We start from the raw sequence: 12,919 nt of genomic DNA on the forward strand, positions 1-12,919 counted from the left end.
GGCCGTCAGCGCCGGAAGAAACCGGAGACGCCGACGCCCAAGTTGGCGAAGCCGGTGTTGCCCTGGTCGAAGGGGTAACCCCCGCCGGTGTTGAAGAAGCCGGTGTTGTTGCCCAGGCCGGAGTTGAAGAACCCGGTGTTGCCGCCGATGCCCGTGTCGGTGTTCCAGAAGCCGGTGTGGTTGCCGTTGACGCCGGAGTTGCCGATGCCGGTGTTGTAGTCGCCCGTGCCGAAGTTGCCGATGCCGGTGTAGAAGCTGCCGCTGCCCGAGTTCTGGAAGCCCACGGCGAATTGACCGCTGCCGGAGTTGAAGAAGCCCATGTTGTTGCCGCCGGCGCCGCTGTTGTAAAAGCCCGAGTTGAGGCCGGCGCTGGCGGTGTTGTAAAAGCCCGAGTTGTAATCGCTGGTGTTGAAGAAGCCCGAATTGCCCGTGCCGGTGTTGCCGATGCCCGAGTTGCTCACCACGCCGGTCAGGTCTTCGGTGCGGCCCCAGCCCGTGTCCAGGTTGCCTGCGTTGAACAGCCCGGTGTTGGTGTTGCCCGAGTTGAAGAACCCGGTGTTGGTGTTGCCCAGGTTGAACGATCCGGTGTTGTCGCAGCCCGCGTTGAAGTCGCCGACGTTCTGGTCGCCGCCGTTGAAGCTGCCCATGTTGTACGCGCCGGCGTTGCCGACGCCGATGTTGTTGTAGCCGCCGTTGAGGTAGCCGATGCTGCCGTTTGACCCGTTGAGATCGCCGATGTTGTTCTGGCCGGCGTTCCACGAGCCGACGTTGCTGTCGCCGGGGTTGCCGACGCCGACGTTTTGCAGGCCGGCGTTGAACATTCCGGCGTTGGAGTAGCCGGCGTTCCACAACCCGGTGTTGGTGTTGCCGGTGTTGCCGACGCCGGTGTTGGCGTGGCCCGAGTTGAACAGGCCCCAGTTGTGAGCGCCACTGTTGAACAGGCCGGTGTTGCCGCTGCCCGAATTGAACACGCCGACGTTGCCGGTGCCGGAGTTGAACAGTCCGACGTTGCCGCTGCCCGAGTTGAGCCCACCGAACGTGAAGTGACCCGTCGCGGTGTCGTAATACGTGCCGCCGATGCCGATTTCGTTGTTGCCGGTGAGCCCCAGGCCGACGTTGTTGTTGCCGGTGTTGCCCAGGCCGACGTTGTTGTTGCCAGCGTTGCCCCAGCCCAGGTTGCCGATGCTGCCGTTGGCGTTGAGGCCGCCGATGCCGACCAGGTTGTCGCCGTTGAGCCCGATGCCGATGTTGTTGTTGCCGTAGTTGCCGACACCGAGGTTGTTGTTGCCCAGGTTCCCCATGCCCAGGTTCGCGCTGCCCCAGTTGCCGGTGCCGACGTTGCCGCCGCCGAGGTTGCCGCCGCCGAGGTTCCCGTCGCCGACGTTGCCGCCGCCCAGGTTGCCGGTTCCGTTGTTGCCGAGGCCCAGGTTGGCGATGCCCTTGTTGCCGCCGCCGGCGTTGGTGTCGCCGTTGTTTCCGACCCCCAACAGGTTCTGGAACTCGGCACCGGTGTACGCCGCGGTGTTCGAGGCCAGGTTCTGCGCGAAAACCCGATGAAACGCCGCCGCCTGCGCGCTGATCGCCTGGTAGGCCTCGGCATGGCCGGAGAACACCGACGCGACGGCCGTCGACACCGCGTCCGCGCCCGCGGCCAGCACCTGGGTGGTCGGGATCGCCGCGGCGGCGTTGGCGGCGTTGATCGTCGACCCGATGCCGGCAATGTCTGTTGCCGCCGCAGTGACGAGCTCCGGTGTGACGAACACAAACGACATCGCCGGTCCCTTTCCGTCACCCCCGCCTGCTCAACCATCGGTCGGAGCGGGCAAAGCGTTACGGTCGGGGCAGCGGATGGTCGGCGTCCAGCGCGGGCAGCCCGTCGATGCTGCGCCGGTTGCGGTTGACGAGGTTTGCGAACTTCTCGTCGGAGGCCTGCGTGTGGTAGGCGTCGAGCACGGGCCGCTCGTCGACGAGCTCGTAGTAGGGCACCGCGAACCCGCAGGCGTCGGCGATGCGTTCGAGGTCGACGACGATGACGGCGCGAACGCCGGCGCGCTGATCGCCGAAACGCGTTAGCAGACCGGGGAATTCGGCGTCGTCCGGGCGCACGACGCGCCCGGTGCCGAACAGCCGCAGGATCCGCGAGTTGCGGGTGAACGAGCAGAACATGATCGTGATGCGGCCGTTGTCGCGCAGGTGGGCGATCGTCTCCACGCCGCTGCCGAACAGATCGACGTACGCGACGGTGTGCTCGTCGAGCACCGCGAAGGTGTCCCGATAGCCCTTGGGGGAGAGGTTGATTCGGCCGCCCTCGGAGGGTGCGGTGGCGACGAAGAATACGGCCTGATCCGCGATGAAATCGGTCAGCGACTCATCGATACGCGAAAACTCTTTTGCCACGCCGGAAAGCGTAGCGTCGTCGGCCCCGCGCTGTCGCCGGGTTTTAGCGCGGCCAGTCGGATGTCGCCGCCGTAGAAGTCGAGCACCCGCGGGTCCATCACCCGCCGCCACAGCGGCGGGATCAGCGCCACCAGCAACATCGCGCTGTAGCCGCTGGGCAGCTGCGGCGCGTCATCGACGTGGCGAAGCACCTGGTAGGGACGCAGCGGGTTCGCGTGATGGTCGGAATGACGCTGCAGATGGAAGAGCAGCACGTTGGTGATCACCGTGCTGCTGTTCCAGCTGTGCGCCGGCCGCACCCGTTCGTAGCGGCCGTTGGGCAGCTGCTGGCGCCGCAGCCCGTAATGCTCCATGTAGTTGACCGTTTCGAGCAGGGCGAAGCCCACGATCGCCTGGACGATCAGCCACGGCAGCACGACGGGACCGAACCATACGGAAAGTACGGTGAACAGCGCGGCGCTGATTAGCCATGCGTTCAGTATGTCGTTGTCCAGCGTCCAGCGAGATTTGCCGACTCCGGCCAACCGGGCCGCCTCGAGGCGCCAGGCGGAGCGCAGGCCACCGGCCACCGACCGGGGCAGGAAGGCGTAGAGGCCCTCGCCGAATCGGGCGCTGGCGGGGTCCTCCGCGGTCGCCACCCGGACGTGGTGCCCGCGGTTGTGCTCGACGTAGAAATGCCCGTAGCAGGTCTGGGCGAGCGCGACCTTGCTCAACCGTCGCTCGGACCGCTCGCGCGTGTGTCCCAATTCGTGCGCGGCATTGATGGCCAGCCCGCCGATGAGGCCGACGGTCGCCATCAGCCCCAGCTTGTCGACGAAACCCATTGTGAGCCAACCGCCGCCGCTCCACAGCCAGCAGGCGAAGACCAGTGACAGGTATTGGTTGGGCAAGTAGAGGTAGGTGGCCCAGCGGTAAAACCGGTCGGTCGCCAGCCAGGCCAGCACGCTCTCGCCGGGAGTTTGCGAGTCCGGCCCGACCAGATGGTCGACGATGGGAATGATCACGAATGCCAGGATGGGAACGGTCCACCAGAACACGCCGAGCCCGGTGGCCCACACCGCCAGCCAGGACGGGAACACCAGCGCCGGGACGGCCGCCGCGAGCAGCCAGAGGTACCGCTTGGGCTTGGTCCAGCTTGCGGCCCGAAGTGGTACACCAGTACCAGAACATGCAGGAAGTCCAATTCGGAGTGGAAAACCTGTCATGGATACGTACAGTAGCGCATTTAACGTACCTAAGGTATGCTTAGAGCGGAGTTAGTTAAATCACAGTTCGTTATAAACCCGCACGATCGGAGAGGCGACCCGGGTAATGGCTTTCTCGCGGAGACGTTTCCTGGGCGCCGCCGCGGGCGTCGCGGCGGGCGCTCTCGGCGCTGGGGCGGTGGAGTTCGGCTGCCGGAACGCCTCCGCGACCGCGGCCCTGCGGCCCCACTACCAGGCCATTGTGGTCGGCAGCGGCTACGGCGGCGGGGTGTCGGCGCTGCGCCTCGCGGAGGCCGGCATCCAGACGCTGATCCTGGAGAAGGGTAGGTGGTGGAACACGCCGGACGCGGACGGCAAGCGCTTCTCGCGGATGGTGCCCGCGGACAACCGCGCGGGCTGGTTCACCTCGGTCCCGCCCAGCCTGGTGCCGTCATACCGGGGCGTGTCGATCGCCCAGGTGGCCAAGCACTCGCCGTCCCCCCAACCGGTCCAGGCCGGAATCTGCGACAAGGTGGTCCACGGCGCGCACACCGTGTTCCGCGGTGCGGCCGTCGGCGGGGGCTCGATGATCAACGCCGGAATCGCCGCGATCCCGACGCCCGACCAGGTCCGCGCCGCCTTCCCGGACATCGACCCCGACGCCTTCCTGGGTACCTACATCGAACGCGCCAAGTCCATGCTGCGGATCAGCTACCGCGACATGGACTGGTTCGAGCAGACGCCGTGGTTCCAGTACGCCAGGGTGGGCCGCCAGTACGCGGAGGCGGCCGGCTACCAGGTGGACTACAACGGCAGCGCGTATTCGTTCGATTACATGAAATCCGAAGAGGCGGAACAGGTTCCGCGCTCGGCGCTGAACTTCGAGCAGCAGTACGGCAACAACTACGGGCGGGTCGGCAGCGTCGATCAGACCTACATCGCGGCCGCGCTGGCCACGGGCAAGGCCACGCTGCGGCCACTCACCGAGGTGACCGGCATCCGGCGCGAGCGTTCCGGCGAATACGTGGTCTCCACCCGCGAGATCGACCGCTTCGGCAAGGAGCTCGCGCGCGCCGAAATCGGTTGTGACCAATTGCATCTCGGCGCGGGGGTGCTCGGCACGACCGAGCTGCTGCTGCGCGCCCGCGAGCGGGGGACGCTGCCCCACCTGAACGACGAGATCGGCCGCGGGTACGGGAACAACGGGGACATCATGGTCTCGCACATGCTGGCGCCCGGCGATCCGGCGGGCACCCAGCAGTCCCTGATGGGCATGATCAACCTCGACGGCCGCGACGATCCCGACAACCCGGTGTACGCCAGCATGTTCTCGCTGCCGCTGCCCGTGGAGACGCTCGCGCTGGGCTATTACGTGATGGTGCGCACCGGCGACCGCGCGGAGATCAGCTACGACCGGACGAAGGACTCGATCGCCATCGACTGGCCGGAGGGCCACACCGACAACCTGCGCGAGAAGGCCCAGTTCGTGTTCGACAAGGTCACGCAGGCCAACGGCGTCGACTACCGCGACGACCTCTTCGAGGGAACGGCGTTCGCGCCCAACACCGTTCACCCGATGGGTGGGGTGGTCCGGGGCAGGGCCACCGACGGCTACGGCCGGGTGAAGGGCTACGACAAGCTGTACGTCAACGACGCGTCGCTGCTGCCCGGCTACCTGGGCTGCAACCCGTTCATGTCCATCACGGCGCTCGCGGAGCGCAACATCGAGGGGATCCTGCAGGGGCGCGCCTGACGCATCACGCGGTGAAGCGATAGTCGTCGAGGTCGAACCGCCGGCTGCGCCAGTAGGTCTGCAGCGTGGTGGCCGGCCGCAGCGGCACGTCGCCGTTCTTGTCGAAGTAGTAGCTGTTGGCCAGCTTGCAGCTGTCCTGCCAGAAGATCTGCCGGTGCCGCTTGCGCATCATCTCGGCGAAGTAGCGGCGGTTGGCCTCCTCGGTCACCTCGACGCGGGTCGCGCCGTCGCGGCGAGCCCGCTTGAGGCAGCGCACGATGTGGTGCGTCTGGGTCTCGATGAGAGCGAAATACGAAGAGCCGACGTAGCCGTACGGGCCGAACACGGTGAACAGGTTTGGGAATTGCGGGACGGCGACGCCCTCGTAGGCCTGCAGGCGGTGTTCGTCCCAGAACCGGCTCAGGGACACCCCGCCGCTGCCGGTGACCGAGAAGGTGGGGACGTTGTCGGTGTCCATCACCTTGAAGCCGGTGGCCAGGATCAGCACGTCTATCTCATGGACCTCCCGGTCCGCGCCGTCGGTGGTGGCCACCGCGGCTGGCGTGACCTTGTCGATCGGCTCGGTGACCAGGCGCACGTTGTCGCGGTTGAACGTGGCCAGGTAGTCGTTGTGGAAGCCGGGTCGCTTGCAACCGACGGCGTAACGCGGGGTGAGCTTTTCGCGCACCACCGGGTCGGTGACCTGCTGGCGCAGGTAGGCCAGCCCGGCCGACTCCATCCGCTTGGCCAGCGGGAACACCGTGAAGTAATGCGCCGCGACCGGGAAGGTCAGCTCGACGAAGGCCTGGCTGAGCAGCCGCTGGGCGACCTTGCCGCCGGGAATCCGCATCGCCCAGCGGGCCGGGGCGGGCAGCGGCACGTCGAACTTGGGGAAGCACCAGATCGGGGTGCGCTGAAACACGGTGAGCTGGGAGACGATCGGCGCGATCTCGGGGATGACCTGCACGGCCGAGGCGCCGGTGCCGATGATCGCGACGCGCTTACCGGTCAGGTCCTGGCCGTGGTCCCAGCGCGCGGTGTGCATGGTGATGCCGGCGAAGGAGTCCACGCCATCGATGTCGGGGAGCTTCGGCACGGTCAGCACGCCGCAGGCGCTGATCAGGAACCGGGCCGTGAGTTCCCCGCCCGGATCGGTCTGCACCCGCCACAGGTGGTTTTCGTCGTCGAACTCGGCGGCAAGGACCTTGGTGTTGAACCGGATTCGCGACCGGATCCCGTATTTGTCGACGCAGTGTTCGGCGTACGCCTTGAGCTCGTCGCCCGGCGCGTAGGTTCGCGACCAGCGCGGGCTCTGCTCGAAGGAGTACTGATAGGAGAACGACGGAATGTCCACGGCGATACCGGGATAGGTGTTCCAGTGCCAGGTGCCGCCGACCCCGTCGCCGGCCTCGATCACGAGGTAGTTGGACAGGCCCGCCTTGTCCAGCTTGATCGCGGCGCCGATGCCGGAGAACCCGGCGCCGACGATCAGGGTCTCGTACTCGGGGTTCATGTGCGCCTGCTTCCGATGACGGGCACCCCGCGCTTGGGCCGCAGGGTCAGCGTTGCCTCGAGTTCTATCGCGGCGCCGGGCGCCAGGTCAAAGGTGAAGCGCTGACTCATGATGGCCGCCATCAGCACCATCTCCATCAGCGCGAAGCTCTGCCCGATGCAGATGCGGCGCCCGCCGCCGAACGGCAGGTACGCGGAGCGCGGCCGGTCCGCCGGCCGGTAAAACCGGTCGGGGTCGAACGTTTCGGGGTCGGGCCACCAGCGCGGGTCGCGGTGGATGTGGTGGATCGGGATGACGACGGTGGTGCCGCGCCGGATGCGATGTCCCGCGATGACGTCGTCCTCGATGGCCCGGCGCGCGATGATCCACACCGCGGAGAAGTAGCGCTGCGACTCCTGCAGGCACGCGGTGGTCCAGGGCAGCCGGCCCAGGTCGTCGGCGCAGGGGCGGCGGGCGCCCAGCGCCTCGTCGATCTCGGCGAGCATCCGGTCGCGAGCGCCGGCGTGCAGGGCCATCAGGTACCAGAACCACGACATCGCGTTCGCGGTGGTTTCGTGCCCGGCGAGCATGAACGTCAGGGCCTCGTCGCGCACCCGCTGGCGCGGCCAGCTTCCGCCGTCGGCGCGCAGCAGCACGCCCAGCAGGTCCGGGGACTCGGTCGGGTGGCTCAGCCGGTGGTCGATCACGTCGTTGACCGCGCGGTCGAGGGTCAGCGTGATGTCCTGCATGTCGCGCAACGGCGGTGGCAGGCGGAGGCCCGAGAAGGCCAACCGGTGCAGCGCGTCGTAGACCGGGGGCGGCATCAGCCCCCACAGCCCGAGCCGCTGCAGCCGCTCGGCGTGCCGCAGCCCGCGCGTCGCGAGGTCGTGCATGCTCTGCACCAGGGGCCCGAAGTCCTGGCTGAACAGGGAATTGGCGACCACGCGCAGCGTCGCCTCGACCATCGTCTGGTGGATGTCGAACCGCGCCCCGGGTTCCAGCGCGTCGGTGACGCCGGTGATCGGGTCGATCATCAGGTCGACGATGCCGTTGAGGTGGCGCCGGGCGAAGGTCGGGTTCAGCGCGCCGCGGTGCTCCGCCCAGGACTCGCCCTCGTCGGTCAGCAGGTTGATGCCCGCGGTGGCCCGGATGGGCTCGTATTCGTTCGACTTGACGTATTTCAGGCGGGCGCCGTGCAGCACGTGGTCGACGTAGTCGGGATGGCTGATCGAGACGAATCGCCTTCCGGCGCAACGGAACCGGGCGATGTCACTGCCACGCACCCGGCCCATGAACCCGTTGCTGACGTCGAATCCGATGGTGAGGGCCTCGCGGGTCATCGTCCACGAGTTCAGCCGGGTTGCGGGTCCCGCGGCGGGGCGCTGCGCGCTGAGGGTCGCCATGACTCAACTGTATGGATGACGTGGGCGGCCAGTAATGAGATTATCGGACAGGGAGTTGGGATTTTGGGACACGCGATGGGGCATCCGCCGACGCTGAGCCACCCGGTGCACGCGACCCGGGTGTTGTGCGAGGTGGCCAACGAGCGCGGGGTCTCGACCGCCGACGTGTTGGCGGGCACCGGGATCGAGCCGGCCGACCTCGACGAGCCGGACGCCATGGTGAGCGTCGTCGACGAGATCGCGGCGGTGCGGCGGCTGCTGGCCCGGGTTCCGGATCGGCGGGGCATCGGCGTCGACGTCGGCAGCCGGTCAACGCTCACCCACTTGGGGCTGTTCGGCTTCGCCGTGATGTCGTGCGGCACCCTTCGCGAACTGTTTTCCATCGCGATGCGCTACTTCGCGCTGACCACGATGCACATCCGCCTGACGCTGTTCGAAACCGCCAAGGACTGCGTGATCGAACTCGACGCCAGCCACCTGCCCGCCGACGTGCGGGGGTTCTTCATCGAGCGCGACATCGCCGGAATCATCACGACCACAATGAGTTTCGCGTTGCCGGTGGCGGCGAAGTACGCCGAGGAGGTGACGGCGGAGCTGGCGGTCGACGAGGAGCTGTTGCGGCCGCTGCTCGAGCTGGTGCCGGTGCACGACGTCCGGTTCGGCCGAGCGCACAACCGGCTGCTCTTTCCGCGGGCCATGTTCGACGAGCCGCTGCCGCAGGCCGACCGGCACACGCTGGAGATGTGCATGGCGCAGTGCGACGTGCTGATGCAGAGCAGCGAGAGCCGCCGCGGCATCACCGCGCTGGTGCGCAGCAAGCTGTTCCGCGATTCCGGCGTGTTCCCGACGCTTCCCGACGTCGCCGACGAACTCGACATCCACCCGCGGACGCTGCGCCGGCGGCTGGCCGAGGAGGGCACGTCGTTTCGGGCCCTGCTGAACGAGGCGCGCTCGACCGTGGCGGTCGACCTACTGCGCAACGTCGGCCTGACCGTCGAGGAGGTGTCGACAAGGCTGGGCTACACCGAGGTGTCGACGTTCTCGCACGCGTTCAGGCGCTGGTACGGCGTTGCGCCCAGCGAGTATTCGCGGCCCCCTAGCTAGGGGTGCAGCGCCTTGCGCAGCGCCACCAGCCCGCGGTTGGTGGCCTCGGCGGCGGCGGGGATGACCAGGGAGAAGCTGGCGTACCCGTGCACCATGTCCGGCTCGTTGCTGTGTTCGGCGGGCACGCCCGCGGCGTTGAGCAGCTCGGCGTAGCGGGCGCCGTCGTCGCGCAGGGGATCGTGTTCGGCGGTCCCGATGAAGGCGGGCGGCAGGCCGGACAGATCCTCCGCGTTGGCCGGGGCCAGCGTGATGGGCAGGGCCTTGGGATCGGTGATGTCGAGGTCGGGCAGGTACCAGGACAGGAAGGCCTCGATGACGTCGCGGTCCAGGATGGGCGCGTAGGCGTTCTCGATGTGCGACGGCAGCGACAGGTCCGCGGTGACGGTCGGGTACCACAGCAACTGGAAGACCAGGTTCGGGCCGGCATTGTCGCGGGCCAGGTGCGCCATCACCGCGGCGAGGTTGCCGCCCGCCGAATCCCCGGCCACCGCAATGCGATCCGGGTCGCCGCCCAGCTCGGCGGCGTTCTCGGCCACCCATTGCAGCGCGGCCCAGGAGTCGTTCACGCCGGCGGGGAAGGGATGCTCGGGGGCCAGCCGGTAGTCGACCGACACCACGATGGCCTCGGCGCCGACCGCGTGGGCGCGGGCGACCGGGTCGTGCGTCTCCAGGTCGCCGAGCGAGAACCCGCCGCCGTGGTAGAAGACGACGACGGGCAGCGCCTCGGCGTCGGCGGCCGGCCAGTAAATCCGCACCGGAATGCCGGTCAGGTCGCCGTGACCGATCGTCCGCTCCTCAGTCCGGACGTCGGGCAGCAGTTCCGGGGGGACCTTGAGCTGACGCAGCCTCGATCGCGCGACCTCGACGCCGTCGGCGGCGTTGAAGGTCATCGGGAACACGTCGAGCAGCGCCTTCAACGTCGGATCGATGCCCGGTCGGGCAACGGTCGGCTCAATCATGCGTTCACCGTACGCTTGTCGGCCGTTAATGCAGGGCATTCCGCAGCGCCGCGAGGCCCCTGTCCTGCGCGGCGGTCGCCGCGGGCACCACCCCGGCGTAGCCCAGGAAGCCGTGCACCATCGTCTCCGCGTTGTGCACCTCCACCGGGACGCCGGCCGCGGCCAACAGCTCGCCGTAGCGGATGCCGTCGTCGCGCAGCGGGTCATGACCGGCCACGCCGATGTAGGCCGGCGGCAGGCCGGCCAGGTTCTTCGCCCGTCCGGGTGCCATGCCCGGCGGCGGGTCGGACAGGTCGACTTCGCCTGCGTACCAACGCGAGAACACCGCGACGCCCCTGGCATCGAGGATCGGCGCGGTGGCGTTTTCGGTGAAGGACGGCAGCGACGCGTCCCACATCGTCGCGGGATACCACAACAGCTGGAACGCGATCGGTGGGCCGCCCTCGTCGCGGCTCCGTTGCGCGATCACCGCGGACATGTTTCCGCCGGCCGAATCCCCGGCGACCGCCAACCGGGCGGTGTCGGCGCCCAGCTCGGCGCCGTGCTCGGCCACCCACAGCGTTGCGGCCCAAGCGTCTTCGACGGCGGCGGGATAGCGGTGCTCGGGCGCCAGCCGGTAGTCGACGGACACCACGATCGCGTCGGCGCCCACCGCGTGCTGGCGCGCCGTGCCGTCGTAGGTATCCAGGTCGCCCACGACCCAGCCGCCGCCGTGGAAGAACAGCACCACGGGCGCTGGGTGCCCGGGATCGGCCGAGGGCCAATAGATCCGGAGGCCGATCGCACCTCCGGGGCCCGGAATGGCGCGGTCCTCCACCCGCAGCTCCGGGGGCAGCGGACGGCGCGGCAGGTCGCGGAACCGCTGCCGCGCCGCCGCGACACCATCGTCGGTTGTTAACCGGAACGGAACCGCATCCAGTACCTTCAGCAGAATGGGGTCGATACCCGGGTTCTCGTCGGTGGTGTCCAAGCTGGGCATGGAAGTACCGTACGCACCCCGCCTGGTGTCCGGTGGCTGGGTGGTGGCCGGCTGGGCGGGCCTCGCCTACGGGGTCTACCTGACCGTGGTCGCCCTGCGGTCGCCGCCGGGAACGGCCTTGACCGGGCACTGGGTTCTGCAGCCGCCGTTCAAGGCGTCGATGGCGTTGCTGCTGACCGTCGCCGCGGCGGCGCACCCGATCGTCCGCGAACGGCGCTGGCTGATGCCCGCGCTGCTGGCGTCGGCCGTCGGCGACTGGCTGCTGGCGATCCCGTGGTGGACGATGTCGTTCGGGCTGGGCCTGGCCGCATTCCTGTTGGCGCACTTGTGTTTCCTGGGGGCCCTGGTTCCGCTGGCCCGCGTCTCGCGGGTGCGCCTCGCCGCCGTCGCCTTCATGTGCCTGGTCTCGGTGTCGATGCTGGCGTGGTTCTGGCCGCACCTGGCCCGCGACAAGCTGACCATCCCGGTGACGCTCTACCTGATCGCGCTGACCGCGATGGTCTGCCTGGCGCTGCTGGCCGACCTGCCGACGATCTGGACCGCGGTGGGCGCGGTGTGTTTCGCGGTGTCGGACATGATGATCGCCATCGGCCGGTTCATCCTCTACAACGACGCGCTGGCGGTCCCGATCTGGTGGTTGTACGCCGCCGCCCAGGTCCTGATCACGGCCGGATTCTTCTTCGGGCGCGAGGAACCGGATTACGAGACCGACTACGAGTACGAGTACGAGTACGACTACGAGCCGGATTACGAGTCCGAGCCCGACGAAGGCTAGTTGTCGATCCCGTTGGCTGGCAAGGCAACTCCCGAGGTCGAGCCGATCGCCCGAGTGCTGCCGATGCTTTCGGTGCCGCACCTGGACCGCGAGTTCGACTACCTGGTGTCGGCCGAGCAGTCCGACGACGCCCAGCCGGGGGTCCGGGTGCGGGTGCGGTTCCACGGCCGGCTGGTCGACGGGTTCCTGCTAGAGCGCCGCAACGACACCGACCACACCGGCAAGCTGGGCTGGCTGGACCGCGTCGTGTCGGCCGAACCGGTGCTGACGCCGGAGATCCGCCGCCTGGTCGACGCGGTCGCCGCGCGCTACGCCGGGACCCGCCCCGACGTGCTGCGCCTGGCGGTGCCGGCCCGGCACGCCCGGGTCGAGCGGGAGCCCGCGGCGACGCTCCCGCTGCCGGCACCGCCGATCCCGGCGGCCGTCGACCCGTCGGCGTGGCAGGCCTACGGCCGCGGCGGCCAGTTCCTGGGGGCGCTTGCCGAATCCCGCGCCGCGCGGGCCGTCTGGCAGGCGCTGCCCGGCGAGCCCTGGGCGGAGCGCTTCGCCGAGGCCGCCGCCCAGACCATCCGGACGGGCCGGGCGGCGCTGGCGATCGTTCCCGACCAGCGCGACCTGGACACGCTGTGGGCGGCGGCGACGACGCTGATCGACAAGGACTGCGTGGTGGCGCTGTCGGCGGGCCTGGGCCCGGCCGCGCGCTACCGGCGGTGGCTGGCGGCGCTGCGCGGCACCGCGCGGCTGGTGATCGGCACCCGCAGCGCGGTGTTCGCGCCGCTGAGCGACCTGGGCCTGGTCATGGTGTGGGCCGACGCGGACGACACCCTGTCCGAGCCGCGGGCGCCGTACCCGCACGCCCGTGAGGTGGCGATGCTGCGCGCGCATCAGGCCCGC

Annotated in this window: 10 protein-coding genes and 1 pseudogene; 4 read left to right on the top strand and 7 right to left on the bottom strand. The window is 68.8% G+C overall.

Annotated elements, in window-relative coordinates; translation table 11 throughout:
* Positions 1-5: 5 nt before the first annotated feature.
* From A9X00_RS09110 to A9X00_RS09120, 3 genes are read right to left on the bottom strand one after another with little or no spacing between them, the layout of a single operon-like run.
* Positions 6-1,772: a PE family protein gene (locus tag A9X00_RS09110; RefSeq protein WP_067152140.1), complete on the bottom strand. Its 1,767-nt coding sequence runs from the start codon at positions 1,770-1,772 to the stop codon at positions 6-8.
* Between the two features lie 58 nt (positions 1,773-1,830).
* Positions 1,831-2,397, bottom strand: coding sequence for a pyridoxamine 5'-phosphate oxidase family protein (locus A9X00_RS09115; RefSeq protein WP_067152141.1), 567 nt, complete (start codon positions 2,395-2,397; stop codon positions 1,831-1,833).
* Complete coding sequence (locus A9X00_RS09120) at positions 2,361-3,602, bottom strand: alkane 1-monooxygenase (RefSeq protein WP_156772005.1); 1,242 nt, start codon at positions 3,600-3,602, stop codon at positions 2,361-2,363. Before A9X00_RS09120 ends, A9X00_RS09115 begins: the two co-directional genes overlap by 37 nt.
* 106 nt (positions 3,603-3,708) lie before the next feature.
* Here A9X00_RS09120 and A9X00_RS09125 point away from each other — a divergent pair, with 106 nt between their 5' ends.
* The gene (locus A9X00_RS09125) at positions 3,709-5,334 is read left to right on the top strand and encodes a GMC oxidoreductase (protein WP_067152142.1); all 1,626 of its coding nucleotides are present in this window, start codon (positions 3,709-3,711) and stop codon (positions 5,332-5,334) included.
* Positions 5,335-5,338: 4 nt separating this feature from the next.
* On the opposite strand, the gene A9X00_RS09130 is transcribed toward A9X00_RS09125, so the two are convergent.
* Both A9X00_RS09130 and A9X00_RS09135 read right to left on the bottom strand, forming a co-directional pair.
* Positions 5,339-6,826, bottom strand: a complete 1,488-nt coding sequence (locus tag A9X00_RS09130; RefSeq protein ID WP_067152143.1) for an NAD(P)/FAD-dependent oxidoreductase — start codon at positions 6,824-6,826, stop codon at positions 5,339-5,341.
* The gene (locus tag A9X00_RS09135) at positions 6,823-8,208 is read right to left on the bottom strand and encodes a cytochrome P450 (protein ID WP_067152144.1); all 1,386 of its coding nucleotides are present in this window, start codon (positions 8,206-8,208) and stop codon (positions 6,823-6,825) included. The genes A9X00_RS09130 and A9X00_RS09135 overlap by 4 nt, the downstream gene beginning before the upstream one ends.
* Before the next feature lie 75 nt (positions 8,209-8,283).
* On the opposite strand from A9X00_RS09135, the gene A9X00_RS09140 reads away from it, so the two are divergent.
* Positions 8,284-9,312: an AraC family transcriptional regulator gene (locus tag A9X00_RS09140; protein ID WP_067152146.1), complete on the top strand. Its 1,029-nt coding sequence runs from the start codon at positions 8,284-8,286 to the stop codon at positions 9,310-9,312.
* Here the strand turns inward: A9X00_RS09140 and A9X00_RS09145 are convergent.
* The gene (locus tag A9X00_RS09145; protein WP_067152148.1) at positions 9,309-10,271 is read right to left on the bottom strand and encodes an alpha/beta hydrolase; all 963 of its coding nucleotides are present in this window, start codon (positions 10,269-10,271) and stop codon (positions 9,309-9,311) included. The genes A9X00_RS09140 and A9X00_RS09145 overlap by 4 nt on opposite strands.
* A 25-nt stretch (positions 10,272-10,296) precedes the next feature.
* Complete coding sequence (locus A9X00_RS09150) at positions 10,297-11,250, bottom strand: alpha/beta hydrolase (protein WP_067152150.1); 954 nt, start codon at positions 11,248-11,250, stop codon at positions 10,297-10,299.
* Here A9X00_RS09150 and A9X00_RS09155 point away from each other — a divergent pair.
* On the top strand, positions 11,249-12,025 hold the full coding sequence (locus tag A9X00_RS09155; RefSeq protein ID WP_082974946.1) for a lysoplasmalogenase: 777 nt from the start codon (positions 11,249-11,251) through the stop codon (positions 12,023-12,025). The two genes, A9X00_RS09150 and A9X00_RS09155, sit on opposite strands and share 2 nt — an antisense overlap.
* 63 nt (positions 12,026-12,088) lie before the next feature.
* Positions 12,089-12,919 (top strand): annotated as a pseudogene (locus A9X00_RS09160) (primosome assembly protein PriA); the annotation flags it as partial.

Origin of the sequence: Mycobacterium sp. 1245805.9 (genome assembly GCF_001672915.1) — a bacterium.
GTDB lineage: Bacteria > Actinomycetota > Actinomycetes > Mycobacteriales > Mycobacteriaceae > Mycobacterium.

Coding starts and splice junctions, on each gene's coding strand:
- A9X00_RS09125 (WP_067152142.1), top strand. CDS start 3,709: ATGGCTTTCTCGCGGAGACGTTTCCTGGGCGCCGCCGCGGGCGTCGCG.
- A9X00_RS09135 (WP_067152144.1), bottom strand. CDS start 8,208: ATGGCGACCCTCAGCGCGCAGCGCCCCGCCGCGGGACCCGCAACCCGG.
- A9X00_RS09150 (WP_067152150.1), bottom strand. CDS start 11,250: ATGCCCAGCTTGGACACCACCGACGAGAACCCGGGTATCGACCCCATT.
- A9X00_RS09110 (WP_067152140.1), bottom strand. CDS start 1,772: ATGTCGTTTGTGTTCGTCACACCGGAGCTCGTCACTGCGGCGGCAACA.
- A9X00_RS09145 (WP_067152148.1), bottom strand. CDS start 10,271: ATGATTGAGCCGACCGTTGCCCGACCGGGCATCGATCCGACGTTGAAG.
- A9X00_RS09140 (WP_067152146.1), top strand. CDS start 8,284: ATGGGGCATCCGCCGACGCTGAGCCACCCGGTGCACGCGACCCGGGTG.
- A9X00_RS09155 (WP_082974946.1), top strand. CDS start 11,249: ATGGAAGTACCGTACGCACCCCGCCTGGTGTCCGGTGGCTGGGTGGTG.
- A9X00_RS09130 (WP_067152143.1), bottom strand. CDS start 6,826: ATGAACCCCGAGTACGAGACCCTGATCGTCGGCGCCGGGTTCTCCGGC.
- A9X00_RS09120 (WP_156772005.1), bottom strand. CDS start 3,602: ATGACAGGTTTTCCACTCCGAATTGGACTTCCTGCATGTTCTGGTACT.